The 25,241-nt window shown below is 67.0% G+C and carries 21 protein-coding genes; 15 read left to right on the top strand and 6 right to left on the bottom strand.

Annotated features, from left to right (window positions below; all coding sequences use genetic code 11):
• The first annotated feature begins 76 nt into the window (after window positions 1–76).
• The 6 genes from QCD75_RS04250 to QCD75_RS04225 all read left to right on the top strand — a co-directional run bounded on the left by QCD75_RS04250 (window position 77) and on the right by QCD75_RS04225 (window position 8,211).
• A complete protein-coding gene (locus tag QCD75_RS04250) occupies window positions 77–673 on the top strand; it encodes a TetR/AcrR family transcriptional regulator (protein ID WP_301226056.1) in 597 nt (198 codons plus the stop codon).
• Between the two features lie 362 nt (window positions 674–1,035).
• Complete coding sequence (locus QCD75_RS04245; RefSeq protein WP_301226054.1) at window positions 1,036–2,022, top strand: ABC transporter permease; 987 nt, start codon at window positions 1,036–1,038, stop codon at window positions 2,020–2,022.
• Window positions 2,023–2,024: 2 nt separating this feature from the next.
• A complete protein-coding gene (locus QCD75_RS04240) occupies window positions 2,025–3,035 on the top strand; it encodes an ABC transporter permease (protein ID WP_301226052.1) in 1,011 nt (336 codons plus the stop codon).
• Complete coding sequence (locus QCD75_RS04235; RefSeq protein ID WP_441005437.1) at window positions 3,032–5,287, top strand: dipeptide ABC transporter ATP-binding protein; 2,256 nt, start codon at window positions 3,032–3,034, stop codon at window positions 5,285–5,287. Before QCD75_RS04240 ends, QCD75_RS04235 begins: the two co-directional genes overlap by 4 nt.
• A 49-nt stretch (window positions 5,288–5,336) precedes the next feature.
• Window positions 5,337–7,043 carry an ABC transporter family substrate-binding protein gene (locus tag QCD75_RS04230; protein WP_301226050.1) on the top strand — a complete coding sequence of 569 codons (1,707 nt, stop codon included), beginning with the start codon at window positions 5,337–5,339 and terminating at the stop codon, window positions 7,041–7,043.
• Window positions 7,044–7,155: 112 nt separating this feature from the next.
• Window positions 7,156–8,211, top strand: a complete 1,056-nt coding sequence (locus tag QCD75_RS04225; protein ID WP_301226048.1) for a Gfo/Idh/MocA family protein — start codon at window positions 7,156–7,158, stop codon at window positions 8,209–8,211.
• Between the two features lie 103 nt (window positions 8,212–8,314).
• On the opposite strand, the gene ald is transcribed toward QCD75_RS04225, so the two are convergent.
• The gene (gene ald, locus QCD75_RS04220; protein ID WP_301226047.1) at window positions 8,315–9,433 is read right to left on the bottom strand and encodes an alanine dehydrogenase; all 1,119 of its coding nucleotides are present in this window, start codon (window positions 9,431–9,433) and stop codon (window positions 8,315–8,317) included.
• Between the two features lie 257 nt (window positions 9,434–9,690).
• Here ald and QCD75_RS04215 point away from each other — a divergent pair, with 257 nt between their 5' ends.
• Window positions 9,691–10,911 (top strand): PucR family transcriptional regulator, encoded by a 1,221-nt coding sequence (locus QCD75_RS04215; protein ID WP_301226045.1) that lies wholly within the window; start codon window positions 9,691–9,693, stop codon window positions 10,909–10,911.
• 15 nt (window positions 10,912–10,926) lie between these two features.
• Here the strand turns inward: QCD75_RS04215 and QCD75_RS04210 are convergent, their stop codons facing one another.
• From QCD75_RS04210 to ptsP, 3 genes are all read right to left on the bottom strand, one after another.
• A complete protein-coding gene (locus QCD75_RS04210; protein WP_301226043.1) occupies window positions 10,927–11,184 on the bottom strand; it encodes a hypothetical protein in 258 nt (85 codons plus the stop codon).
• A 74-nt stretch (window positions 11,185–11,258) separates the two neighbouring features.
• Window positions 11,259–11,681 carry a helix-turn-helix domain-containing protein gene (locus QCD75_RS04205; protein WP_301226041.1) on the bottom strand — a complete coding sequence of 141 codons (423 nt, stop codon included), beginning with the start codon at window positions 11,679–11,681 and terminating at the stop codon, window positions 11,259–11,261.
• A gap of 57 nt (window positions 11,682–11,738) precedes the next feature.
• Window positions 11,739–13,424: a phosphoenolpyruvate--protein phosphotransferase gene (ptsP, locus tag QCD75_RS04200; RefSeq protein ID WP_301226039.1), complete on the bottom strand. Its 1,686-nt coding sequence runs from the start codon at window positions 13,422–13,424 to the stop codon at window positions 11,739–11,741.
• 202 nt (window positions 13,425–13,626) lie between these two features.
• On the opposite strand from ptsP, the gene QCD75_RS04195 reads away from it, so the two are divergent.
• The 5 genes from QCD75_RS04195 to QCD75_RS04175 all read left to right on the top strand — a co-directional run bounded on the left by QCD75_RS04195 (window position 13,627) and on the right by QCD75_RS04175 (window position 19,527).
• Window positions 13,627–14,355 carry a TetR/AcrR family transcriptional regulator gene (locus tag QCD75_RS04195; protein ID WP_301226037.1) on the top strand — a complete coding sequence of 243 codons (729 nt, stop codon included), beginning with the start codon at window positions 13,627–13,629 and terminating at the stop codon, window positions 14,353–14,355.
• Window positions 14,356–14,413: 58 nt separating this feature from the next.
• On the top strand, window positions 14,414–16,417 hold the full coding sequence (locus QCD75_RS04190; RefSeq protein WP_301226035.1) for a PTS mannitol transporter subunit IICBA: 2,004 nt from the start codon (window positions 14,414–14,416) through the stop codon (window positions 16,415–16,417).
• Window positions 16,417–17,565 (top strand): mannitol-1-phosphate 5-dehydrogenase, encoded by a 1,149-nt coding sequence (locus QCD75_RS04185; protein WP_301226033.1) that lies wholly within the window; start codon window positions 16,417–16,419, stop codon window positions 17,563–17,565. The genes QCD75_RS04190 and QCD75_RS04185 overlap by 1 nt, the downstream gene beginning before the upstream one ends.
• A gap of 207 nt (window positions 17,566–17,772) precedes the next feature.
• Window positions 17,773–18,249 (top strand): MarR family winged helix-turn-helix transcriptional regulator, encoded by a 477-nt coding sequence (locus QCD75_RS04180; protein ID WP_301226031.1) that lies wholly within the window; start codon window positions 17,773–17,775, stop codon window positions 18,247–18,249.
• A 51-nt stretch (window positions 18,250–18,300) separates the two neighbouring features.
• On the top strand, window positions 18,301–19,527 hold the full coding sequence (locus QCD75_RS04175; RefSeq protein WP_301226029.1) for an MFS transporter: 1,227 nt from the start codon (window positions 18,301–18,303) through the stop codon (window positions 19,525–19,527).
• A gap of 105 nt (window positions 19,528–19,632) precedes the next feature.
• On the opposite strand, the gene QCD75_RS04170 is transcribed toward QCD75_RS04175, so the two are convergent.
• The gene (locus QCD75_RS04170) at window positions 19,633–21,084 is read right to left on the bottom strand and encodes a sugar porter family MFS transporter (protein WP_301226027.1); all 1,452 of its coding nucleotides are present in this window, start codon (window positions 21,082–21,084) and stop codon (window positions 19,633–19,635) included.
• A 309-nt stretch (window positions 21,085–21,393) separates the two neighbouring features.
• Here QCD75_RS04170 and QCD75_RS04165 point away from each other — a divergent pair, with 309 nt between their 5' ends.
• On the top strand, window positions 21,394–22,326 hold the full coding sequence (locus QCD75_RS04165) for a hypothetical protein (RefSeq protein ID WP_301226025.1): 933 nt from the start codon (window positions 21,394–21,396) through the stop codon (window positions 22,324–22,326).
• 54 nt (window positions 22,327–22,380) lie between these two features.
• Here QCD75_RS04165 and rraA read toward each other — a convergent pair whose 3' ends face one another.
• Window positions 22,381–22,857, bottom strand: coding sequence for a ribonuclease E activity regulator RraA (gene rraA / locus QCD75_RS04160; protein WP_301226023.1), 477 nt, complete (start codon window positions 22,855–22,857; stop codon window positions 22,381–22,383).
• A 105-nt stretch (window positions 22,858–22,962) separates the two neighbouring features.
• Here rraA and QCD75_RS04155 point away from each other — a divergent pair, with 105 nt between their 5' ends.
• Window positions 22,963–24,279, top strand: a complete 1,317-nt coding sequence (locus tag QCD75_RS04155; RefSeq protein WP_301226021.1) for an MFS transporter — start codon at window positions 22,963–22,965, stop codon at window positions 24,277–24,279.
• Between the two features lie 192 nt (window positions 24,280–24,471).
• Window positions 24,472–25,191, top strand: coding sequence for a helix-turn-helix domain-containing protein (locus QCD75_RS04150; protein ID WP_301226019.1), 720 nt, complete (start codon window positions 24,472–24,474; stop codon window positions 25,189–25,191).
• Window positions 25,192–25,241: the final 50 nt, after the last annotated feature.

Raw genomic sequence — 25,241 nt, 5'->3', positions numbered from 1 at the left:
GTGGAGGCTTTGCCGGCCTTCACTGATCAAAACGGACTGCGGTCCGTTTCTATTCCCCGAGGCTAGACTGTGCGGTGTGAGCTTAATCCCCCTCCGCCCGGACGCGGAGCCCGAACGCCGCGACGCCGCCCGGAACCGCGAGCTGCTGCTCCGTGCTGCCCGCGAGCTCATCGAGGAATGCGGGGCGGACGGGCTGACCATGGGCACGCTGGCGCAGCGGGCGGGGGTGGGCAAGGGGACGGTGTTCCGCCGGTTCGGCAGCCGGGCGGGGCTCATGATGGCGCTGCTCAGCGACGCCGAGGCCCGGTTCCAGGGGCGTTTCATGTTCGGTCCGCCGCCGCTCGGCCCGGGCGCTCCGCCGCTGGAGCGGCTCATCGCCTTCGGCGAGGAGCGCATCGCCTGGGTGATGGAATTCGGCGAGCTGGCCCGGGCCGCGGACGTATCCGCGTACAACCGTTTCGACGTACCGGCGGCCGTGCTCTGGCACCGGCATCTGGAGATGCTGCTCCGGGAGGCGGGCGTGACCGCGGACCCCTGGCTGATGGCCACCTCGCTCAGTGCCGTCCTGGAGCCTGAGCGGATTCTGCATGCCGTCCGGGTGCACCAGATTTCCCCCGACCGCCTCGCCGCGTCCTGGCGTGAGCTCGTCTCGCGCGTGGTGCGGGGGGCCTAGTTCGATCCGGATCCCGGACGGGCCACGTCAAATCAATTCCCCGGATTTATTCATAACGATCTGATACCTGACTCGCGGATTGCCGGGATGGGGGGCATTCGGCTGCCGTGCGGATGTGATAGTTTCCTCTGGAATGTGACCCGCAACATAGTCCACCAGGACGTGCTGAAAGGCCTGCGGGCGGCCAGACACCCGCTGGCCAAGATCCCGGATCGGCGGCGGTAATCCCCTGCCGGATGGGGGACTACGGAAGGACCAAGCTGTGAATTTTGTCAAGAATCCTGCAGTTGGCGAGGCTGTATCAGCCGGTCCGGCAACGGCAGGCTCCGCACAGGCAACGGCGATCCAGAACTAGCCGTCCCATGATCCGATACCTCGCCAAACGTGCCCTCACGTATGTCTTCATGATCTTCCTGACCACCACGGCCGGGTACTTCCTGGCCGTCAACACCCTGCAGCCCGCGCTGCTGGAACAGGAACGCATTCCGCGGCCCACCCCCGAACAGGTGGCGAACTCCTTCCGCCTCAAGGGACTCGACCCGGACCTGAGCCCGTGGGAGCGCTACGTCGGGTGGCTCACGGCGATCGTCACCCGCTGGGACTGGGGACGCAGCCCCAACGGCGCGTTCATCAACGCCGAATTCGGTGACCGGGTCTGGATCTCGACCCGGCTGTTCCTGGCCTCCATCGTCCTGACCCTGATCATCGGCGTCGCCCTGGGTGTGTATACCGCGGCGCGGCAGTACAGGGCCTCCGACCGGGTCATCACCTCCTACAGCTACCTCGTTTACATCGTGCCCGCGCCAATCGCCTACTTCCTGGTGCAGCTTGGCGCCATCAACATCAACGAGACGGTCGGAGAACGCATCTTCTTTGTCACCGGCATCTCCACCCCGGGGCTGGACGGCGGCGGCTGGGCGCAATTCGTCGACATGCTGGCCCACTACGCGGTGCCCACCTTCGCGATCACGATCGTGGGCTGGGGGACCTACCAGATCGCCCAGCGCCAATACCTCCTGGACAACGTCAACGCCGACTTCGTCCGGACGGCTCGGGCCAAGGGGCTGACCCGCAACCAGGCCATCAGCCGGCACGCCCTCCGGGTGTCCTTCATCCCCGTGGCGCAAAGCATCGCCTTCACCATCCCGGCCATCTTCGCCGGCGGCTTCTTCGCCGAGAAGATCTTCGCCTGGCACGGCGTCGGCTCCTGGAGCATTGACGCGATCGCCCTGCAGGACGTCAACGCCGCGACGGCGACCCTCGCCTACGGCTCCGTAATCTTCGCAATCGGCGCCATCCTGGCGGACTTCGCCACCACGCTCGTCGACCCGAGAGTGCGGGTGCAGTAACCATGACAAACCTCAATACCGTCGACCCGGCTGCCGTCGCCGGTGAGGCAAAAATCGAGAACAGCGACGTCGTCATCACGAAGTCCTCGATCATCCTCCGCCGCTTCCTGCGCAACAAGACAGCCGTCGTCGGCCTGGTCATCTTCCTCGCCCTGACCCTCTTCTCTTTCATGGGCGGCCTCTTCACCAGCTGGGACAAGGAGAGGATCGACCCGTTCAACATTGGCATGCCGCCGTCGGCCGAGCACCTGCTGGGAACCTCCCAGGCCGGGATAGACCTCTACGCCCTGACCGTGGAGGGCACCCGGATCTCGATCCTGATTGGCCTCGTCGTCGGCCTCGTCTCGGTCCTGATCGCCGCCGTCTATGGCTGCACCATGGCCTACTTCGGCGGGAAGGTGGACAAGGTCATGCTCTTCATCCTCGAAGCCCTGATCATGATGCCGGCCCTGCTGGTCGTCGCCGTGGCCACAAGCGGCGGCGGCAACGGCCTGCAGAAGTCCCTGCCCAGCTGGCTCCTGCTGATCATCGTCCTGCTGGTCTTCAGCTGGATGGGGACGGCCCGCCTCATCCGCTCACTCTCGATGTCGCTCATGACCCGGGACTTCGTCAAGGCCGCCCAGTACATGGGGATCCCGCCGCGGCGCATTGTCTGGCGGCACCTCGTCCCGAACATCGGCTCGCTGCTGGTGCTGGACATCACCCGCGGCATCACCGGAGCGATCCTGGCCGAGGTGGCATTTTCCTTCATCGGCATCGGCATCAAGGTCCCGGACGTCAGCCTGGGTGTGCTGATCGGCCAGGCAACCTCCCAGGTCTCCACTTTCCCGTGGATGTTCTGGGTCCCGCTGACCGTCATGTTCCTGCTGACCGGTTCGCTCGCCATGATGAACGACGGCCTCCGTGACGCGTTCGACCCCAGCTCCAGCTCCGTCGGCCGCGCCAAGAGGAGCGACCCCGGGAAGGGCAAGTCCGGCAAGACACCGACGACCGCAGGGAAGAAGACCACATGAGCCACGAAATGACCGCCGGCACCGAGTCCGCCGACCTGTCCGCCGAGCTCTCCGCCATCGAGCGCCTGCACGTCGCCGGGCTGCACGCCGCAGGTGATGCCCCTGCGGACGCCGTGCTCTCCGTCCGGGACCTGAACGTCCGCTTCAACACCGAGAACGGGGTGGTGCACGCCGTCCGCGGCATCGATTTTGACCTCCGTGCCGGCAAAACGCTGGGCATCGTGGGCGAATCCGGTTCCGGAAAGTCCGTTACCTCCATGGCCATCATGGGACTGCTGCCCCCGACGGCGGAGATCACCGGTTCGGTCCGGCTCCAGGGCAAGGAACTGCTGGGACTCAGCGACAAGGCCATGTGCCAGTACCGCGGGAACGATATCGCCATGGTCTTCCAGGATCCGCTGTCCTCCCTGACCCCGGTCTACACGGTAGGGAACCAGATCATCGAGGCGCTCACGGTGCACAACCCGACCATGAGCAAGCAGGCCAAGGAGGCGCGCGCCGTCGAGCTTCTGGGCATGGTGGGCATCCCCAGCCCGAAGGACCGGATCAAGGCATTCCCGCATGAGTTCTCCGGCGGCATGCGGCAGCGCGTGATGATCGCCATCGCCATCGCCAACAACCCGCGAGTTCTGATCGCCGACGAGCCGACGACGGCGCTGGACGTCACCATCCAGGCGCAGGTCCTCGAGGTGTTGCACGCCGCGCAGGAGGAAACCGGCGCCGCCGTCGTGATGATCACCCACGACCTCGGCGTCGTCGCCGGCATGGCGGACGACATCATGGTGATGTACGCCGGCAAGCCGGTGGAAACCGGCAGCGTCGATGACATCTACTACAACCCGCGGATGCCGTACACGATGGGCCTGCTCGGCGCGGTGCCGCGCGTTGACGCGGCCGAAAAGTCCTCGCTGGTGCCTATTGAGGGCATCCCGCCCAACCTCATCCATCCCCCCACAGGCTGTTCCTTCGCGCCGCGCTGCCCGCTGGCCAGCGACGCCTGCCTGCACGGCGAGCCGGAGCTGCGGCCGGTCACCGGTGCCAGTCTGAATGGCGGACTGCCGCACCGGGCCGCCTGCCTCAAGACCGGGTCCCTCGGCCCCGACGTGGACGTCCGTGAGGTCTTCCGGGCGCCGGCCGTTCCGGTGTCACACTTTGACGCGATCCCGCGCGCGGAACGCAGGACTGTGCTGGAACTCCGGGACGTCCGGAAGCACTTCCCGCTGATGAAGGGTGCCCTGATCAAACGCCGGATCGGCACCGTCAAGGCGGTGGACGGGCTGAGCTTCGACATCCGCGAGGGCGAGTGCTTCTCGATCGTCGGCGAGTCCGGCTGCGGCAAGACCACCACCCTGCTGGAAATCATGGAGTTCCACAAAGACCAGGACGGGGAAGTGGTCATCGGCGGGCTCAGCAACAAGGAAGCCTCCGACGCAAAGACCAAGAGTGCCATGCGCAAGGAACTCCAGATGGTGTTCCAGGACCCCACCGGCGCCCTCGACCCGCGCTTCACCGTCTTTGAAGTGCTGTCCGAGCCGCTCGAGAACGCGGGCATGGCCAAGCCCCAGATCCGGAAACGCATCATGGAGCTGATGGAGCTCGTGGGTCTCCAGCCGGACCACGTCAACCGTTTCCCCAACCAGTTCTCCGGCGGCCAGCGCCAGCGCATCGGCATTGCCCGCGCCCTCGCCGTGAACCCCAAACTGGTGGTTCTGGACGAGCCGGTGTCCGCCCTGGACGTATCCGTCCAGGCCGGCGTCATCAACCTGCTGGACCAGCTCCGTGCGGAACTCGGCCTGAGTTACCTGATGGTGGCCCACGACCTGTCCGTGGTGCGGCACGTCTCCAACCGCGTGGCCGTGATGTACCTGGGCAAGATTGTGGAGATCGGGGACGTGGACAGCGTCTTCGACAATCCGCGCCACCCGTACACCCGGGCGCTGCTCTCCGCGATTCCGGTTCCGGACCCCGTCCTGGAACGCACCCGCGAACGCATCATCCTGCAGGGGGACCTGCCCTCACCGCTGGAGGCCCCCACGGGCTGCAACTTCGCGACCCGCTGCCCGGTATTCGTGGCACTGCCGCCGGCGAAGCAGGAGAAGTGCCTGAGCCTGGAGCCCGGACTGGCCACAGTCGCGGAAACCACCGGCGCCGGACACCCGTTCCCGGCGGCCCCCATCGACCAGCAATTCGCCTGTTTCTACCCGGACGGCGAACTGGACGCGGACATGCTCGTTGTCCACGAAACAAACTGACCCACCAGTCACACGCATCACACCTTGCACCAAAAATGAAGGGGAACACATGAAGAATCTGACCAAGATCGGCGGCGTTACCGCCGTCGTTGCAGCGCTTGCGCTGACCGCTTGTGGCGGCGGCGCCGCACAAGGTCCGGCGGCCGCGAAAGGCCAGGACGCGGGAAGTGACCTGGCCAAGCTGATCAGCATCAACGCGAAGGACGTCAAGGACCTGCAGCCGGGCGGCACCGTCACTCTGCCGCTGGGCAACATCGGTCCGGACTTCAACGGTTTCTCCAACAACGGCAACAGTGCGGACAACACCGCCCTGCACCGCCCGATCGACCAGGCCGGCACCTGGGGCTGCTGGAACTATGACTTCGACGGCACCGCCACGCCGAACAAGGATTTCTGCGAAGACGTCAAGAGCGAGGTCAAGGACGGCAAGCAGACCATCACCATCAAGGTCAATGAGAAGGCCACCTACAACGACGGCACCCCGATCGACGTCAAGACCTTCGAAAACACCTGGAACATGCTCAAGGGCGAAAACAAGGACATCGACATCGTCAGTTCCGGCGCCTACGAGTTCGTCGAATCCGTCAAAGCCGGTTCCAGCGCCAAGGAAGTCATTGTCACCACCACCCAGCCGGTCTATCCGCTGGATGCCCTCTTCACCGGCCTGGTCCACCCGGCCGTGAACACCCCGGCGCTCTTCAACGAAGGCTTCACCGGCGACATGCACCCGGAATGGATGGCCGGGCCTTTCAAGCTGGACCAGTACGACAGTGCCGCCAAGACGGTCACGCTTGCCCAGAACGACAAGTGGTGGGGCACCCAGCCTGTCCTGGACAAGGTGGTTTTCCGCCAGCTGGAGAGCAGCGCCGCCATCGCAGCCTTCAAGAACGGTGAAATCGATGGTGTTTCCGCAAACACCATCACCCCCTACAAGCAGCTCGACGGCTCCAAGAACTCCGAGATCCGCCGTGGCCAGCGCCTCTTCGCCGGCGGCCTGAACCTCAACGCGCAGAAGGCGCCGATGAGTGACGTCGCAGTCCGCAAGGCGATCTTCACCGCCGTCGACCGCGAGGCCCTGCGCAAGGTGCGCTTCAACGGACTGAACTGGGACGAAACCAGCTCCGGATCGATGATGCTGCTGCCGTTCTCCAAGTACTACCAGGACAACTACCCGGTCAAGGAAACCGGCGCCGAGGCCGCCAAGAAGGTCCTGACCGACGCTGGCTACACGGCCAACGCCGCAGGCATCATGCAAAAGGACGGCGTCCCCGCCGCCTTCAAGATCAGCAACTTCGGCGACGATCCCACCACCCTGGCGTTCGCGCAGACGCTGCAGAGCCAGCTGAAGGCCGGCGGCATGGATGTTGGCATCGACCAGCGCGCATCCGCCGACTTCGGCAAGGTCCTGGGCAGCCGGGACTTCTTCATGAGCGTCTCCGGCTACACCGTGGGCTCGGACGCGACCGACGCCGTCAAGCAGTTCTATGATTCCAAGACGAACGAGAACGAACTGGGCGACGCGGAACTGGACGCCGAGATCCAGAAGCTCTCTACCATCGCCGACAACACCGAGCGCAACAAGGCAGCCATGGAAGTTGAGAAGAAGCACATGGAGAAGTACTTCTCCATGGGTGTGGTGATGAACGGTCCGCAGATCTCCTTTGTGCGCAGCGGCCTGGCCAACTACGGCCCGTCCCTGTTCAAGAGCCTGTCCCAGGTTCCGGACTGGACCACCCTCGGCTGGGAAAAGAAGTAGCCCCCGGCTACGAGCCAGCTGATACAGCAAGGCCGGCAACCCCGCATCGGGGGTGCCGGCCTTCGCCGTTTGAGCCGGGCGGGAGGGTCCGGGCGGGGGTAGCGTGGGAGCCATGACAACCGACTCCACCCGGCCCATCCGTACGGCCGTTGCAGGCTTCGGCCTCTCGGGCAGCGTCTTCCATGCCCCGCTGCTCGCGGCGGACCCCGCCTACTTCCTCGCGGTCATCTCCACCTCCGACGCCGGCCGGCAGGCCGCCGCATCTGCCCGGTACCCCGGCGCCCGGATCGTGGACACCCCGGCGGACATCCTTAGGCTCGCCGGCGAACTGGACCTGCTTATCCTGGGAACCCCGCCGGCCACGCATTTCCCGCTCGCGAAAGCCGCGCTGGAAGCCGGGCTCGACGTCGTCGTCGACAAACCCTTTACCGTGCGCAGCGCCGAAGGTGAGGAACTCATCCGGCTTGCGGCGCGGCTGGGACGCGTGCTCACCGTCTTCCAGAACCGGCGCTGGGACGGAGACTACCTGACCATCCGGGGCCTGCTGGACAGCGGGGTCCTCGGCACGGTCACGCGGTTCGAATCCCGATTCGAACGCTGGTCCCCGGCGGTCGCCAAGGCGTGGAAGGCGGCGGCGACGGCGGACGAGGGCGGCGGCGTGCTGTTCGATCTCGGCACCCACCTGCTGGACCAGGCGGTGCAGCTGTTCGGGCCCGCCACAGTCACCCACGCCGAACTGGACGCCCGGCGGCCCGGGGAGAGGACCGACGACGACGTCTTCCTCGCCCTCCGGCACGAATCCGGCGTCACGAGCCATCTGTGGATGAACATGCTCTGCGCCCAGCAGGGGCCGCGTTTCCGGCTGCTGGGCAGCGGGGGCGGCTTCACCAAGCATGGCGTTGACCCGCAGGAGCCGTTCGTCGCGGCGGGCGGCAGCCCAATGGACCCGGACTACGGCGTCGAGGACCGGAACTGGGCCGGGCTCCTCGGCCGGGACGGCCACCTCGACCGGCTGCCCACCGAGCGCGGCGCCTACCCGGAGTTCTACCGGATCCTGGCGGACAAGATCCGCGGCGGCGGGGCGGGCTCGGCCTTGCCTGTCCCGGTGGATCCGTCAGGGCCCGTGGAGGTGCTGCGGCTGATCGAGCAGGCGCGGGCGCTGGCCTGAACAGCAACCGGGCTTAAACAGCAATCGACGGCTCCGCTACCGCCGTTTGGGGGGTCCCAAAGGGCGGTAACGGAGCAGCCGATGCGGTGCCGGGGGCGGTTGCTTAGGCGGAGACCAGATCGTGCCAGTCGGCGACGAGGGGCAGGTTGTGCGCCTCCGAGACCGAGCGGTGGGCGACCTTGCCGCCGGCGATGTTGAGGCCGGCGGCAAGGGCGGCGTCGCGTTCGAAGGCGGCCTTGACGCCCAGGTTGGCCAGCGAGACGGCGTAGCGCAACGTGACGTTCGTCAGCGCGTAGGTCGAGGTGTTCGGAACGGCGCCGGGCATGTTGGCAACGCAGTAGAAGATCGTGTTGTGGACCTTGTACGTCGGTTCCTGGTGCGTAGTGGGGTGCGTGTCCTCGAAGCAGCCGCCCTGGTCCACGGCGATGTCCACCAGCACGGAGCCGGGCTTCATCCGGGAGACGAGCTCGTTGGTGACCAGTTTCGGGGCCTTTGCGCCAGGGATCAGCACGGAGCCGATCACGAGGTCGGCGTCGACCACGGACTTCTCGATCTCGTAGGCGTTGGAGGCAACGGTCTTCAGGCGGCCCTGGTACTGGGCATCAAGTTCGCGCAGGCGGTTGATGTTGATGTCCAGGATGGTGACGTCGGCGCCGAGGCCCAGGGCCATGGCGGCTGCGTTGGTGCCGGCGACGCCGGCGCCAAGGACAACGACCTTGGCCGGGCGGACACCGGGCACGCCGCCGAGCAGCACACCCTTGCCGCCGGCCGGAGCCATCAGCGACGTGGCGCCGACCTGGACGGACAGTCGGCCGGCAACCTCTGACATCGGGGCGAGCAGCGGCAGGGTGCGGCCTTCCTGCACGGTCTCGTAGGCGATGGCGGTGACGCCGGTGTTGATGAGCTCCTGCGTCAGCTCCGGTTCCGCGGCGAGGTGCAGGTAGGTGAAGAGAATCAGGCCTTTGCGGAAGCGGTGGTATTCGGCCTTTACCGGCTCCTTGACCTTCATGACCATGTCCGCGCGGCCCCAGACGTCATCGGCGTCGGCGACGATCTCGGCGCCGGCGATGGCGTACTCCTCGTCGGTGATGCCCGAGCCCAGGCCTGCGCCGCGCTCCACCAGGACCGAGTGGCCGTGGGTGCGGAACTCGTGCACACCGGCAGCCGTGATGGCGACGCGGAATTCATTGTTTTTGATCTCTTTGGGGACACCGATGATCATTTGTGGGCTCCAGTGCTGGCGGCCTTGTAGGCCTGGGTGTATGCGGGGAAGTCGTACTTCCAGAATAAATCCGGCTGTGAGGCAAGCGACAGGCTCCGCCGCGCGGCGGCACCGGCTTTCCCCGGAAATCCGCGCTTTTTCAAATAGCGGGCTGGACATTTGTCGAATCGGCAAGCGGCAGGTGTCGCCTGCTGTCCGTTGGGTGGTGCCCGCCGCAGCATTGTCGCTGGCGGTGGCATCGGCAGTAGTCTGGCAGCATGCAGCAGCAGGATGTCGAACAGCTCGTGGAGCACGTCGCGCTGAAGCTGGGCCGCGGTCTGTCGCTCGAGGATCTCGACGGCCTGCTGCTCGCCTACAGCTCCAACCAGTCGCACGCGGACCGGGTCCGGGTGAACTTCCTGCTCAGCAAGCGCGTCCCGGTGGACGTCAGCGCCTGGCAGCTCTCGCACGGGATCGCGACGGCGGTCCGCCCCGTGGTCGTGCCCGCCAACGAGGAGCTCGGGATGCTGGGCCGGGTCTGCGTTCCCCTCCTGGTGCGGGGCTTCCGGGTGGGGTACCTCTGGGTCCAGCTCGACGCCGAGGAGCCGAACGCGACGTCGGTGCTCGCCCAGCTGCCCGGGGTGGCCGGCGAGCTGGAGCAGCTCTCTGCCCTGCTGCTGGACTCCAACACGGCCGAATCCGAGTTCCGCCGCCGCCGTGAACAGGAATTCCTGGCGGCCTGCCGTGGCGAGTCCAACGCCGTCGCCGCGGTGGCCGGCTGGAAGGAAGTGCAGGGGCGCGGACCCTGGCAGCTCGTGACGGTCCTCGACGCCGACGGCTGGGCGGAAGGTGCGGATCCGATCGCCTCCACGCTGATCCACCGCTCCGCGGCGTTGCAGGCAACCATCGGGGTCGACGCCGCCCTGTTCAGCGCCGGCACGGAAACCCACGCCGCCGTCTTGTTCAGGGAATCGACCGGCCGGGCCGACCACGCCCAGGTGCTGGTCCACTACCAGCTGGAGCTGGCCAAACGCGCCGGCCGGCAGGTCCACCGGATCATCCTGGGAACCTCCGAGGGCTTCGCGAAGCCGCGTGAACTGGCCGAGGCCTACCGGCAGTCCCGGCAGGCCGCGCAGGCCGCGGCGGTGGATCCCCAGCTCGGTGAACTCGTGGACTGCCGCGCCACCGGGATCTACCAGGTGCTGGCCTCGGCCGGCGGCGGAGCGGGGGCGTGGGCGGACGCGGGCTCGGTCTATTTCCGCATCCTGGAGGACCACGACCGGAACCACGAGCTGCTGCCGGTGCTGGAGCTTTTCTATGACAATGACGGCTCGGTCCAGGAAGTAGCGGACAAACTGCATCTGCACCGGAGCAGCATCTACAACCGCCTGGGCCGGATCCGCCAGCTGCTCGGCGTCGACCCGCTCAAGGGGATGGTGCGGCTGGAACTCCACGCGGCACTGAAGGCGCGGCGCTGGGCGGGGCGCCCCAGGATCTAGGCCGGTCCAGTGGCTTCAGGTGCCGCGGCCCTCGCGTTTGGGCTGCTCGGCCTCCAGCGCTGCCGCACGCGCTGCTTCCCGCGCCCCCCGCTGCGCTGCTGCCCTCCTGCGGAGCGAAATCCGGCTGTCCACCCACAGGGAAACGGCCACAAACGCAACACAGCTGGACATAAAGGCAGCCGTATTGTTCAGCCCCATGGCGGTTCCGAGGATACCGGTGAGCACCATGGCGGCAATGCCGGCCACGATGTGCCACCCTTTGAACTTACCCACAATCCAAGCGTAACCCCGGCCTTCTCCGCGTTTCCGCGCAGGGCCGGGATTGTTGTTTGATCCTTATCACGCCGTCACGAAGCACCGGCGGCACCGTCATCCCCGTGCTCCTGGGCGCCGTCAGCGGTACTGTTCTTCTTCTGCCTTTCCAGCCAGGCCATGATGTCGGCGAGCCGGATCCGCCGGTGCGTGCCCCGGTATTCCACCGGGATTTCGCCGCGGTCCGTCATGTTCCGCAGATAGGTGTGCGAGATGCCGGCCAGCTCCGCGGCCCGGGACGTGGTCAGCATTTCCTCGACGCTGCTGACTGTCACCGCCTCGCCCCGGCCGAAGCGCGCCAGCAGGTCCACGACGGCGTCCCGGGCCTGGGACGGCAGCCGGTGGACGGTGCCGTCGACAAACACCGTGATGTCGTCGCTGCCGTTCAGGGCGAACCGGAGATTCCGGGCGTCCACAGCCGGAAGGGCGGCCGTCACCCGGGGAGCAATCAGTGTCATGGAGTGCATCCTAGCGCCCCCGGTTCGGCCTCACACTGCCTCCGACCTGTTGCGTCCCTACAACCCGAGCTCCTCGAGCACCGGCAGCTTCGCCCGGACCCAGGCGCGGGCCTCGGTGGCGCTCGGCGCGGAGAGGGCCAGTTTGGCCAGTTCCTGCGCCTCGGCCAGGGTGACGGTCTTCAGCACGGCGGCCACGGCGGCGAGGGACCGGGCCGTCATGGACAGCGTGGAAACCCCGAGCCCGGTGAGGACGACGGCGAGGGCCGGGTCCGCGGCCGCCTCGCCGCAGACGCCGACGGGCTTGTTGTGGCCCTCCGCGACGGAACCTTCCACGGTCAGGCCGACAAGCCGGAGCACGGCGGGCTGCCAGGGCGTGTTGAGCGCTGCAAGCGGGCCGAGCTGGCGGTCGGCGGCCATGGCGTACTGGGTGAGGTCGTTGGTGCCCAGGCTCGCGAAGGCTACTTCCCGGAGGATGGCCTCGGCGGTGAGCGCCGCCGACGGGACTTCCACCATGACCCCGGGGGTCTTGATCCCGGCCTCGGCGCACAGTGTGGCGAAGCGGGCGGCCTCCTCCGCGGTGGAAATCATCGGTGCCATCACCCAGACGTCCGCCTCGGACTCCTGCTCGGCCCGGGCGATGGCCTGCAGCTGGCGTTCCAGCACGCCCGGTGTGGTGAAATCGGTGCGGTACCCGCGGACGCCGAGGGCGGGGTTGGGTTCCGTGGCGTCAGTGAGGAAGGGCAGCGGTTTGTCCGCGCCGGCGTCGAGCGTCCGGAGGACCACTTTCTTGCCCGGGAAGGCGTCAAAGACGCCCTTGTATGCGGCGGCCTGTTCATCCACGGTGGGCTCGGTGTCCCGCTCCAGGAAGCAGAATTCGGTCCGGAACAGGCCCACGCCCTGTGCGTTGAGCTTCGCGGCGGCCACGGCGTCTTTCGCCCCGCCGACGTTGGCGAGCAGCGGCACCAGATGGCCGTCCGCCGTCGCGCCGGTGCCGTCAAAGTCCGCCAGCAGCGAGGCCGTGGCGGCCCAGTGCTCGGCGGCGGCCCGCTGGGAGTCATCAGGATCCACGGTGATCAGGCCGGCTGCGCCGTCTACGTAAACCTCGGTGCCGTCCGGAAGCTGGTCCACGCCCGTGGCGGCGACGACGGCGGGCAGGCCCAGGGAGCGGGCGATGATCGCGGTGTGGGACTGCGGTCCGCCGCCGGCCGTGAGCAGCGCCAGAATCTTTTCCGGGTCCAGCGTGGCGGTGTCAGCCGGCGCCAGGTCCTCGGCGATCAGGATGAACGGGGTGGGGGAGGACGGGATGCCAGGGGCCGGGACGCCGCGCAGTTCGGCCACGATCCGGGCCCGGACGTCCAGGACGTCGGTGGCGCGCTCCGCCATGTAGCCGCCCAGGTTATGCAGCATTTCCGAGACCGAGGCGCCCGCTTCCCAGATTGCCCGCTGGCCCGAGGTGCCGCGGCCGATCAGTTTGGCAGCCGACTTCAGAAGCATCGTGTCCGTCGCCATGAGTGCGGTGGCCTCGAGGACCGCCTTTCCGTCGCCACTGACCGTCTGCGCCCGGGCCTTCAGCTCATCGTGCACCGCCTTCGCGGCCGCTTTCAACGCCGCCGTCGCTTCCTCAGCCGTGACGCCGGCCGGCAACTGCTCCCCGGCGGGCGGCTCGCTGACAGGTTTGGGCATCTGGCGGATGGTTCCGATGATGCGGCCGGGGCTGACGCCTACTCCTGGGAAGTTCTGCACTGAAGGTCCTCATTCTCTGCCGTGGGCCGGTAAGCCGGTGTGTCAGGTGCCGGAGCCGGCCGTCCGGACCGGGCCGGAGATTCCGGCCCGGTCCATCCGGTGGGCCCGCCGACGGCTACGTCAGCGGGCGTCTCCCGGCACCTGAAAAAATTGTATGTGATGCACTTCATATAGCGTTGCTATAGGTGCTAGGGTAGCGGTTATGAGTTTCGATGGCCAGCTTCCGCCAAAGACGCGGCTGCTGCGTGCGGCGGCGGAGTTGCTGGCCAACTCCGCCGGGGGCGCGGTATCCACCCGCCAGATCACCCAGCTGGCCGGCGTCACCGCCCCGACCCTCTATCACCACTTCGGTGACAAGGAAGGGCTGTTCGACGCCGTCGTCGCGGCGGGTTTTGAGGAGTACGTGGCGGGCGAACGCGACTTCGCGCCGTCCGGACAACCGCTGGAAGATATCCGGCGGATGTGGGACAACCACGTGCAGTTTGGGCTCAAGCAGCCGGAACTGTACCTGGTCATGTTTGGCAATATCCGCCCGGAGAGCCGCCCGGCCGTCGTCGCCGACGCCGAGGGCTTGATGGAGGAAATGCTGAACAAGGCCGCCGTCGCCGGCCACCTCAACGTTCCTCCGCGGGAGGCGGCCAGGAGCATTCTGGCTGCCAACGTCGGGGTGACGCTCATGCTCATCACGGAAAAAGCGCCCGAGCGCAACCTCGAGCTGTCTGCCATGACCCGCGACGCCATGATCTTTGCGGTGTCCTCGGACCAGGCCAAGAACAGCGATCCCGAGGATTCCGGGAAATCGTCAGTGGTTGTGGCGGCGATCGCCTTGAACGCGGCACTGCAGGCATCGCACTCGGACCAGCTCTCCAGCTCGGAACTCAAGCTTTTCCTCGAATGGCTCCACCGGATCTCCATCAGCTCCACCAGCTAGCTTCGCGAAATTATCGGACCATCCTGCGGTGCAGCAGGAATGACGGTTAGGAAATCACATGGCAACAGAGACGGTTGCGAAACCCCGCACCAGCGTGCGGGTGGGCGTCCAGAAGTTCGGGACGTTCCTGTCCGGAATGATCATGCCCAACATCGGTGCGTTCATCGCCTGGGGCATTATTACGGCGCTCTTCATCCCGGCGGGCTTCTTGCCCAACGCGGATCTCGCCAAGCTCGTGGGACCGATGATCACCTTCCTGCTGCCGCTCCTGATCGGCTACACCGGCGGCCGGATGGTCTACGGCGTGCGCGGCGGGGTCGTGGGGGCGGTGGCCACCACCGGCGTCATCGTCGGCACGGATATTCCCATGTTCATTGGCGCCATGATGCTCGGCCCCCTCACGGCCTGGCTCATGAAGAAGCTGGACAAGATCTGGGAAGGCAAGGTCAAGCCGGGCTTCGAGATGCTGATCGACAACTTCTCGGCCGGCATCCTGGCCGCCGCCATGGCCGTCGTTGGCATGCTCGTGATCGGCCCGGTGGTGAAGGCCTTCAGTGACGGCGCCAGCAAAGTTGTCGAATTCCTGGTCATCAACGGACTGCTTCCCTTCACGAGCATCTTCATCGAGCCCGCGAAGGTCCTGTTCCTGAATAACGCCATTAACCACGGCATCCTCACTCCGTTGGGAACACAGCAGGCGCTCGAGCAGGGCAAGTCCATCCTGTTCCTGCTCGAGGCCAACCCCGGTCCGGGCTTTGGAATCCTGCTCGCCTACTCGATCTTCGGCACGGGACTGGCCAAGGCGTCCGCGCCGGGCGCCGCCCTGATCCAGTTCGTCGGCGGCATCCATGAGATCTACTTCCCGTACGTGCTCATGAAGCCCATCATGATCCTCGCCGCCATCGGCGGCGGCATGACCGGCATCTTCACCCTCGTGGTCACCGGCGCCGGTCTCCGCTCGCCGGCAGCGCCAGGCAGCATCATCGCCGTCTACGCCGCCACCGCACGCGACAGCTACGTCGGCGTGACCCTCTCCGTGTTGTTGGCCACCACCGTGTCCTTCCTGATCGCCTCGGTGATCCTGAAGGCCAGCAAGACCCCGGTGGGCGCAACCGAGGAAGAAGCCCTCGGCGCCGCCACCGTCCGGATGGAGGAAATGAAGGGCAAGAAGAGCTCGGTGTCCTCCATGCTCACAGGGTCCCGTGCTGCCGCCGGTGCTGCGGCCGGTTCTGCCGCCGGCGGCGTCGCGGTCCTCGCCGGCCCGGTCAGGAACATCGTCTTCGCATGCGACGCCGGCATGGGTTCCAGCGCGATGGGCGCCTCGGTGCTGCGGAACAAAATCAAGGCCGCCGGCTTCCCGGACGTCAAGGTCACCAATTCCGCGATCGCCAACCTCAGCGACACCTACGACGTCGTCATCACGCACCAGGACCTGACGGAACGGGCCAAGCCGGTTACCGCCAGCGCCGTGCACGTCTCGGTCGATAACTTCATGAACAGCCCGCGTTACGACGAGATCGTGGAGCTGGTCAGGTCAAGCAACACGGACGGCGGAACCGACGTTCCGGCCGCCGCTGCGGGCACTGCGGCCGGCGCCGCAACGCCGGAAGCTCCCGAGGAAACCGGCCCCGCCGGAATCCTTGTGGCGGAAAGCGTCGTCCTGAACGGCTCGGCCACCAGCCGCGACGCCGCCATCGACGAGGCCGGACGGCTCCTGCTGGACCGCGGCGCCGTTGACGCCGGGTACCTGGACGCCATGCACGAACGCGAGGAATCCGTCTCCACCTACATGGGCAGCTTCCTGGCCATCCCGCACGGCACGAACGCCGCAAAGGACCACATCATGAAGTCGGCGGTCTCCGTGGTCCGCTACCCGAACGGCATCGACTGGAACGGCAAGGAAGTGAAGTTCGTGGTCGGCGTTGCGGGCATCAACAACGAACACCTGCACATTCTGTCCTCGATCGCGAAGGTCTTCACCAACAAGGCCCAGGTGGCGCAGCTTGAGGCCGCCACCACGGTCGAGGAAGTCCTGGCCCTGTTCGGAAAGGTCAATTCATAGTGAAGGCTGTACATTTCGGAGCCGGAAACATCGGGCGCGGATTCGTGGGGCTGCTGCTGCACGACGCAGGGTATGAGGTGGTATTCGCGGATGTCGCGGAGGACCTGATCACCCAGCTGGCCGCCGCGGACAGCTACCAGGTCCACGAGGTGGGGGAGCATCCCACGGTCCGCACGGTGGAGAACTTCCGGGCGCTGAACTCCAGCAGCCAGGAGGCGGATGTCGTCACCGAGATCGCGACGGCGGACGTCGTCACCACCGCCGTCGGGCCGCACATCCTCAAATTCGTGGCCCCTGTGATTGCCAAGGGGATCGCCGCCCGGGCTGCCGGACTCGCTCCGCTGCAGGTGATGGCGTGTGAGAACGCCATCAACGCCACGGACATCCTGAAGTCCGAGGTGGCGGCCCAGTGGGATCCGGCCGCGGGATCCCTCGCTGACAAGGCGGTCTTCGCGAACACCGCGGTGGACCGCATTGTGCCCAACCAGGAAAGTGGACAGGGGCTGGACGTCACCGTGGAGACGTTCTACGAGTGGGTCATCGACCGGACCCCGTTCGGTGCGGCGGCGCCGGTCATTCCGGGCGCCACGTTCGTGGACAACCTGGAGCCGTACATCGAGCGGAAACTGTTCACCGTCAACACCGGGCACGCCGCCGCAGCGTACTTCGGTTTTGAGGCCGGGCTCGGGAAGATTTCCGAGGCCATGGCCGACCAGGACGTCGCCGCCGATGTGCGCGCCGTCCTGGACGAAACGAAAGAGCTGCTGGTGGCCAAGCACGGCTTCAACCGGGAGGAGCAGGAAGCCTATGTCCAGAAGATCCTGGGCCGCTTCTCCAACCCGTACCTGCCGGACACCGTGAACCGGGTGGGACGGGCGCCGTTGCGCAAGCTCAGCCGGCACGAACGCTTCATCGGTCCGGCTGCGGAACTGGCAGAACGCGGGATCGTCCCGGAGGCACTGCTCGGCGCGATCGCCGCAGCCCTGCGCTTCAACGACCCGGCCGACGCCGAAGCCGTGGAGCTCGGGCAGATCCTGGCGTCCTCCACCGCGGAGGAGGCCACCGCGAAGATCACGGGCCTGGCCCCGGACCATCCGCTGTTCCCGGCCGTCTCCGCCCTGGTCGAGGACGCCAAAACCGCCGTCTAGTCCGCATCAATCGCCGAAGCCTAGCTGTATTATCCGCCGACGCCGGAGCTCACCCGAGCCCCGGCGTCGGCGTATTTAAGCCCTGCCGAGGTGACAGTTCGCGCCCATACTTCTCGAAACCATGGGCGTCAACTGTCACCTCGGGAGGCGGAACGGAGAGCTTCGCGTATTGACCGTTAGGGCGTCTAACTGTTAGGCTACCTAACTATGTACGATAGTGAACCGGCTGACCCGCGCCTCGACGCCCTCGCCCAGGACTTCCGCGAGGCCCTCCGCCATAGCATCTACCTTGTCCGCCGCCTGGACGCAGACGGCGAACTCAGCGCCGCCCAGCTCAGCACCCTGAAAATGCTGATGGACGGCGCCGACGCCGCCTCCGGTGAAGGCAGCGGTGCGAGGGTGGGCGAAATCGCCCGGAACCTGGGTGTCAGAGTACCCACCGCCACGGAACAGATCATCAAACTCGAACGCGCCGGCCTCGCCCGCCGGGAGCCCGATCCCAACGATTCCCGCGCTGTCCGGGTGACCCTCACCGCGGCGGGACGTGCCGCCGTCGAATCCGCCAATGAGCGCCGAAACGCCGTTATGGCCGGCATCCTCTCGTCCCTTTCGGATGGGGACCGCGCCACCCTCGCGGCCGCCCTGCCGGTCATCGGCAAGATCAACGCGACGCTTCAGGCCTGATACTCAACCGAAAATCCCGTAATTCAGAACCCATCACTTAGGAGTGCGACTATGCACGGCCAGCCCGCCGACACCCTGCCGGCAGCGGAAGAAACCCTTGAGGCTGAGAAGGCCTCACTGCTCAAACAGCCCAAGGCGGTGTGGGCGACGGCCCTCGCAGCGGTGTTCGCCTTCATGGGGATCGGCCTGGTGGACCCCATCCTGCCGGCGATCGCCAAGAACCTGGAAGCCTCGCCCAGCCAGGTGTCGCTGCTCTTTACGAGCTATTTCCTGGTAACCGCCGTCGCCATGCTGATCACCGGTTATGTCTCGTCCCGGATCGGCGGAAAACGGACGCTGCTGATCGGACTGGCAGTGATCGTCGTCTTCGCCTCGCTCTCCGGCACTTCGGGAAGCGTGGCCGAGCTCATTGGCTTCCGCGCCGGCTGGGGACTGGGCAACGCCCTGTTCGTGGCCACGGCGCTGGCCGTCATTGTCGGCGTCGCCAGGGGCGGGGCAGGCACGGCGATCATCCTGTACGAGGCCGCCCTCGGCCTCGGCATTTCCCTGGGCCCGCTCCTGGGTGCGCTGCTTGGCGGCTGGCAGTGGCGCGCGCCGTTCTTCGGCACCGCCGTGCTGATGGCTTCCGCGTTCATCGCCCTTATTGCCCTGCTGCCCAAAACCCCGCTGCCCGAGCGGAAGGTCCGGCTCCGCGATCCGCTCCTCGCGCTGGGGCACAAAGGGCTCCGGACGACGGCGGCCAGCGGCTTGTTCTACAACTACGGCTTCTTCACCGTCCTCGCCTTCACGCCCTTCATCCTCGGCATGGACGCCTACGGGATCGGCGGTGTGTTCTTTGGCTGGGGTGTAGCAGTCGCCGTCTTCTCAGTCTTTGCCGCCCCCGTGCTGCAGAACCGTTTCGGGGCCGTGCGGGTCCTCACCGGCACGCTGGCCCTGCTGATGCTGGACCTCGTAGGACTGGGACTGGCTGCCGGGCACTCGGTGCCCGCCGTCGTCGTCCTGGTGGTGGTTTCCGGGGCGCTCCTGGGCGTCAACAACACCATCTACACGGAGCTGGCCATGGGGGTTTCTGATTCGCCGCGGCCGGTCGCCTCCGCCGGGTACAACTTTGTGCGCTGGATGGGCGGCGCCATGGCACCGTTTGCCGCTGCGCAGCTGGGCGAGCACTTCGGGCCGCAGGTGCCCTTCTTCGCGGGCGCGCTGGCCATGGTGGCGGCAATTGCCGTGGTCCTCGGCGGACGCCGCTACCTCACAGCGCACGAGCCCCACGTGGTGTAGCCGCCATCCCGCCGAGGTGACAAAAGACGCCCATGTTCCCGCAGAACATGGGCGCCTTCTGTCACCACGAGAGTCGAAACGCACGCGCGGCGCGGTACGTGCGTCTCAGGCTTGGGCGGAGGCCTTCGCGGAACCCTTCGGGACGAAGAGGGTCTCGGCGTGCTCCAGGGACATTCCGTTGGTCTCCGGCACCTTGAACTTCACGAAGAAGAATGACGCCGCCGCGAACATCGCGTACATGGCGTAAGTCAGGGGCAGGGAAGCCGCCGCCATGACCGGGAAGCTCAGGGTGATGGCGAAGTTGGCGATCCACTGGGCGGCCGCCGCGAGGCCCAGGGCGCGGGCGCGGATCCGCGACGGGAAGATCTCGCCCAGCAGCACCCAGACGAGCGGGCCCCAGGAGGCGCCGAAGCTGATCACGAAGACGTTGGCGGCAACCAGCGCAGCAGGCCCCCATGCGCCGGGCAGCGAAATTGCGTCCCCGGTTCCGGTGGCGGAGCCGAATGCCAGCGCCATGGTGCCCAGCGAGACGGCCATGCCGATGGAACCCGCGAGCATGATGGGCCTGCGGCCGATCCGGTCCACCAGGGCGATCGCCACGAGCGTCACGAGGATGTTCGTGATCGCGGTGGCGACGGAAATCGTCAGGGAGTCCTTTTCCTGGAATCCGACGGCCTTCCACAGGGTGGTCGAGTAGTAGAAAATCACGTTGATGCCGACGAACTGCTGCAGCACCGACAGGATGATGCCGATCCACACCACGGGCTGCAGACCGAAGGCCTTGCCGCGCAGCGAGCCCTTCTGGCCAGCGAGCTTGTCCTCCTCGATGGCATTCTTGATGTCGCGCAGGTGCCGGTCCGTGTCCTCGTTCGGGGCGATGGACTGGAAGATTTTGAGGGCTTCATCGTCCTTGCCCTGGAAGATGAGGAACCGCGGTGACTCCGGCAGGGTGAAGGCAATCCAGCCGTAGACGACGGCTGGGACGGCGGCGGCCATGAACATCCAGCGCCACGCTTCCAGGCCGAACCAGAGGTCCTGGCCGGCGCCGCCAGCGAAGTTTGCGAACAGGGCGTCCGATAGCAGCGCGGCGAAGATGCCCGTGGTGATGGCGAGCTGCTGGAGCGAGGCCAGGCGGCCGCGGACGTGGCGCGGGGAGATTTCGGAAATGTACGCCGGCGCGATCACGGAGGCCAGGCCGATGCCCAAGCCGCCGACGAGTCGCCAGAAGATGAGGTCCCACACGCTGAAGGCGAAGCCGGTCCCGATCGCACTGACCAGGAACAGCAGCGCACCGAGCTTCATGGCAGGGATGCGGCCGTACCTGTCAGCGACCTTGCCGGCCAGGTAGGCACCAGCCGCGCAGCCGAGGAGGGCCACGGCCACGGCGAAGCCGGTCACGGCCTCGCTGAGCGCGAACTCGTCCTTGATCGCGTCGACGGCGCCGTTGACGACTGAGGAGTCGAAGCCGAAGAGGAAGCCGCCGACGGCGCCCGCCACGGCCAGCCAAATGACCCGCTGGGGGATCTTGGCTGCGGTCTGGTCTTGGGTGGTTGTCATCTGGCTCCCTCGGCATTTCGCGTTCCACGGCCTGCGCCGCAGCTACCCAGTCTTACACCGGGGCCGGAGCGACGCCTGTCACACGCCGAAAAAAGTGAGAGGAAACATACAGTTTGGCCGGGAGTGCGGGCACCCTGGGCGGCCACCGCCATCGGGCAACGCCGAGGTGCGAGTCCGTGCCCATGTCCGGCCTCGCGATGGGCGTCAACTCTCACCTCGGCGGCCATCGCCCCAGAACTGTGGAGGGCGGGTGGCCGCGGGCTGTGGATAACTTAAGCGGGCGGCGCCGGATCCCATCATGATGGGGGAATGCGCCGAATTGAGCTCCCAACGTTGCTGGCGGATGGCTCGTTCTCCGTCCTGGCTGCCGACGCGGCCGGGATCCCGCGGAAGCGGACCCGCGCCCAGGACCTGATCACCGTGTCCCGCGGCATCCGCATCTCGGCCGGCAGCAGCGCCCATGGCGCCGCAGCGCTGAGGGCCTACTGCCAACTCGACGCATGTACCGTGCTCTGCCACCTCACTGCGGCGAGGATCTGGCGCGTCGGCCTTCCTGCAGGGGCAGACTGCGACTGGCGGATCCACCTTGCCCGGCCGCGGGGCGGCAGTATCCCGAAACGGGTGAACGTGTCGGGGCACCGCCTCGCGCTGGGACCCGGGGACGTCGTGATGCTCGACGGCGTCCGGGTTACCTCGCCCGAACGCACCTTCCTTGACCTGGCTGCGACTCTGGCGCTGGATGATCTCGTGGCTGCCGGGGACTCCCTGGTGTCCGAACACGGTCCGGAGTTCCCTTCACCCCGGGCAGCCCTGTCGAGCATCGAAGCGCTGAATCGGATGCTGCTCCAGCACCCCGGAGCCAGGAACATCCGGAGGGCGCGGGAAGCGCTCGGGTTCGTGCGCGTCGGCGCGGATTCCCCGCCGGAGACGCATCTGCGCCTCGCCGTCGTCCGCGGCGGCCTGCCGGAGCCGAAGCTCAACTACGTGGTCTGGGGCCCGGCCGGAGCGCCGGAGTTGTGGCCCGACGCAGCCTATCCGGCGTTCGGAGTAGCGCTGCAGTACGACGGGGTCCATCACGGCGAGCCTGGGCAGCACCTGCGCGACATTGGCCGTGCACGGACCACGGACCGGCTGGGCTGGGTCGAGGTGAGGGTCTCAAAGGAAGATCTGGCCGGAGAGCGCCCTGCGGTCGTCGGGAGGGTCCGGCGTGCCCTCCTCTCCCGTGGTTGGACGCCGAGGTGAGACTTCACGCCCATCACGTTCCGAGTTATGGGCGCGGAGAATCACCTCGGCGGGCTACCGCTCAACCAGGATCCCGTCAGGGTCGCACCAGATCATCGCGCCGGGCCGGAGGGCGACGCCGTCGATCTCCAGTTCCACGTCGCTCTCGCCGGCGCCCGCCTTGGCGCTCTTGCGGGGGTTGCTGCCCAGCGCCTTGACCCCGAGCGGCAGCCCGGCGATTGCCGTCCTGTCGCGGATGGCGCCATTAATGACGACGCCGGCCCAGCCGTTCGCGACGGCGCTCGCCGCGATCAGGTCCCCCATCAGGGCCGTGCGCAGCGAGCCGCCGCCGTCTACCACCAGGACTGCTCCGCCGCCGGGCGTCGCGAGGGTGGACTTGACCAGGGCGTTGTCCTCAAAGCAGCGGATGGTCCGGACCGGGCCGCTGAAATGCGTGTGCCCGCCGAGCGACTGGAACTGCAGGGCCACGGAGTCGAGCTCCTCACCCCGCACGTCATAGAGATCGGCGGTATTAACGGCGGATGCAGCCATCGGTTCTCCTCATGCTGGAAATAGGGGGCGGATCGTGGTCCCCACGATAGTCTGGCTGCACATTGATCTTGCGTGCGTCAGCCGTTTCCGGGGGAACCGAATTACATGAGCCTGTCCGATCTATCCGGAGAAGCTCCGGACCCAACCCGTGTCGGCCTCGCTGCGGGAAGCCCGACCGCGATTGCGCTCGCCGAGCCTGAGCGGGCGGTCCGTCCCGTCTGGATTGCCGGCGTCGTCCTCGTCAACCTGGGCATCAACGCGGCGTTCTTCGCCCCGCTCCAGGTGTTGCTCGGCCAGCAGGCGGAAGCGTTCAGCGCGGGCGACAAAGAGGCCATCCTCGCCCTCGTGACCGGGGCGGGGGCGGCGGTCTCCCTCGTGGCCAATCCATTGTTCGGTGCGTTCAGCGACCGCACCACCTCACGCCTGGGACGCCGGGTGCCGTGGGTCCTCTTCGGCGCCATCCTTGGCGCCGCGGCCCTGATCGCGCTCGCCGGGGCACCCAATGTTGCCATCATGACGCTGCTTTGGTGCCTCGTCCAGGCGGGCTGCAACGGCGCCTATGCCGCCATTACCGCGGCCGTCCCGGACCGCGTGCCCGTGGCCCAGCGTGGCACGGTGGGCGGCCTCGGCGCCATGGGCCAGACCGTCGGAATCCTTGTCGGCGCGGTGATCGCTGCAGCGGTGACCGGAAACTTCGCCGTCGGCTATTTGGTCTGCGCCGTGGCTCTGCTGGCCGGGGTCCTGCTCTACTTCTTCAGGAACGACGACGTCGCGCTCCCCGCCGGGGCGTGCCCGCCGTTCAGCCTGGCTGGTTTCGCCCGGGGCTTCTGGATTTCCCCGGTGCTGTACCCGGACTTCGGCTGGGCCTGGCTGACCCGGCTCCTGGTGAACATCGGCAACCACATGGTCACCCTCTACCTGCTTTTCTTTCTCAAGGACGCCGTCCATCTTGAGGAGACGCAGGGCATCGCACCGGAGTTCGGTGTGCTGATCCTGACAGGCCTCTATGCCGTGACGGTGATCATCACCAGCGTGATCGGCGGCCGGCTGAGCGACCGAATGGGGAAACGGAAGCCGCTCGTGATCGTCTCCTCCGTCATCATCGCAGTGGCCTCGCTGATCCTGGCGTTCGCGCCGACCTGGCCGGGGGCACTCCTTGGCGCCTCCGTGCTGGGGATCGGCTTCGGCTGCTACCTTGCGGTGGATTTCGCCCTCATCACCCAGGTGCTCCCGACGGCACTAAGCCGCGGAAAGGATCTGGGCGTCCTCAACATCGCCAATTCCCTGCCCCAGGTGCTCGCGCCGCTCATCGCCTTCCCTTTCGTCACGATGTGGGGAGGCTACGTTTCGCTGTACGTGGCCGCCGCGGTGATCGGGCTGATGGGTGCTGTATTCGTGGTCAAAATCAAGGGCGTCGACTAGCTCCGGGCCCACCGCGGGCGCGACTTCGTTCGGGCAGCCCCGGCGCTTTCTGTGGCTCGCTGACGGCCCGGGAGCGTGGCGTATAGTGGACGGGAATTGCCGCGGCAGTGCTGCGGGGGGGATCCCTCCGGCTGCCGAGAAACCGATCCCGGAACGCTGCTGATGCCTGAATTTCACTCAGAACTTCCTCCGATGGCCCCTCCGCCCACCCTGCCCCGGCAGCGGCTCCGCTACACCCGGATCCTCGACGTAGCCGCCGGGTTCGCCCGTAAGGGTCTGGACTCCGTCGTCCTCTCCGAGGTCGCCGCCAAGGCTGACGTCCCGCTGGGCACCCTGTACCGCTACTTTCCCTCCGCCACCCAGCTGGTGCTGGCGCTCTACCGCAAGCAACTCACGGAGCTGCATGCGGCCAACGCCCCGGCCGCGCCCGGGGCCAATGCGGCCGCCGGCGCACCGGCCGGCGCACCGGTCGACGTCGCGCCCGGCGCCGCGCCCGGCGCGCTTGCGGGCACGGCCGGCAGGCCCGCGAAGAAGTCCGCGGGGCGCGCTGCGGGACGCTCCTCGACGCCTCCCGCAGCGAACACGAAGGGCGACATTCCCGCCCAGGCGCTAGCCGGCGTCGTGATGGAAATTTTCCACATGCGCCTTATGCAGCCGGCCGTGGAGCAGTGCCTGAACAAGGCCGTCTACTCCAAGGACACCGACACCACGAAGCTGCTCCGGGAGATCGACTCCGCGGCCGAAAAGGCCGTCACGGCCGTGAGCGGCGACGCCGCCATCTCCCGGGTGCTGCTGCTGACCGTCACTGGACTGGTCCAGTCCGTCCGCTGCCGCCGCCTTTCCCTCTTCGAGGCCGAAGAAGACCTCAAAAAGGCCTGCTTTCTGCTGACATGCAGCCGCCGTGCGGCGTAACTGGTCTAGACCAATCTGACTTTTTACTGGACGGTAACGGCACTTTTTCG

This window comes from Arthrobacter sp. PsM3 (assembly GCF_030433895.1).
Classification (GTDB): domain Bacteria; phylum Actinomycetota; class Actinomycetes; order Actinomycetales; family Micrococcaceae; genus Arthrobacter.
This window is presented reverse-complemented; position numbering and strand designations above follow the sequence as displayed.

Excerpts from the sequence above, each read along its gene's own strand:
- QCD75_RS04225 (WP_301226048.1), top strand. The coding sequence starts at position 7,156 with ATGACAACCGACTCCACCCGGCCCATCCGTACGGCCGTTGCAGGCTTC.
- rraA (WP_301226023.1), bottom strand. The coding sequence starts at position 22,857 with ATGGCTGCATCCGCCGTTAATACCGCCGATCTCTATGACGTGCGGGGT.
- QCD75_RS04190 (WP_301226035.1), top strand. The coding sequence starts at position 14,414 with ATGGCAACAGAGACGGTTGCGAAACCCCGCACCAGCGTGCGGGTGGGC.
- QCD75_RS04235 (WP_441005437.1), top strand. The coding sequence starts at position 3,032 with ATGAGCCACGAAATGACCGCCGGCACCGAGTCCGCCGACCTGTCCGCC.
- QCD75_RS04195 (WP_301226037.1), top strand. The coding sequence starts at position 13,627 with ATGAGTTTCGATGGCCAGCTTCCGCCAAAGACGCGGCTGCTGCGTGCG.
- QCD75_RS04165 (WP_301226025.1), top strand. The coding sequence starts at position 21,394 with ATGCGCCGAATTGAGCTCCCAACGTTGCTGGCGGATGGCTCGTTCTCC.
- QCD75_RS04150 (WP_301226019.1), top strand. The coding sequence starts at position 24,472 with ATGGCCCCTCCGCCCACCCTGCCCCGGCAGCGGCTCCGCTACACCCGG.
- QCD75_RS04205 (WP_301226041.1), bottom strand. The coding sequence starts at position 11,681 with ATGACACTGATTGCTCCCCGGGTGACGGCCGCCCTTCCGGCTGTGGAC.
- QCD75_RS04155 (WP_301226021.1), top strand. The coding sequence starts at position 22,963 with ATGAGCCTGTCCGATCTATCCGGAGAAGCTCCGGACCCAACCCGTGTC.
- ald (WP_301226047.1), bottom strand. The coding sequence starts at position 9,433 with ATGATCATCGGTGTCCCCAAAGAGATCAAAAACAATGAATTCCGCGTC.
- QCD75_RS04215 (WP_301226045.1), top strand. The coding sequence starts at position 9,691 with ATGCAGCAGCAGGATGTCGAACAGCTCGTGGAGCACGTCGCGCTGAAG.
- QCD75_RS04230 (WP_301226050.1), top strand. The coding sequence starts at position 5,337 with ATGAAGAATCTGACCAAGATCGGCGGCGTTACCGCCGTCGTTGCAGCG.
- QCD75_RS04240 (WP_301226052.1), top strand. The coding sequence starts at position 2,025 with ATGACAAACCTCAATACCGTCGACCCGGCTGCCGTCGCCGGTGAGGCA.
- QCD75_RS04245 (WP_301226054.1), top strand. The coding sequence starts at position 1,036 with ATGATCCGATACCTCGCCAAACGTGCCCTCACGTATGTCTTCATGATC.
- QCD75_RS04180 (WP_301226031.1), top strand. The coding sequence starts at position 17,773 with ATGTACGATAGTGAACCGGCTGACCCGCGCCTCGACGCCCTCGCCCAG.
- QCD75_RS04170 (WP_301226027.1), bottom strand. The coding sequence starts at position 21,084 with ATGACAACCACCCAAGACCAGACCGCAGCCAAGATCCCCCAGCGGGTC.
- QCD75_RS04175 (WP_301226029.1), top strand. The coding sequence starts at position 18,301 with ATGCACGGCCAGCCCGCCGACACCCTGCCGGCAGCGGAAGAAACCCTT.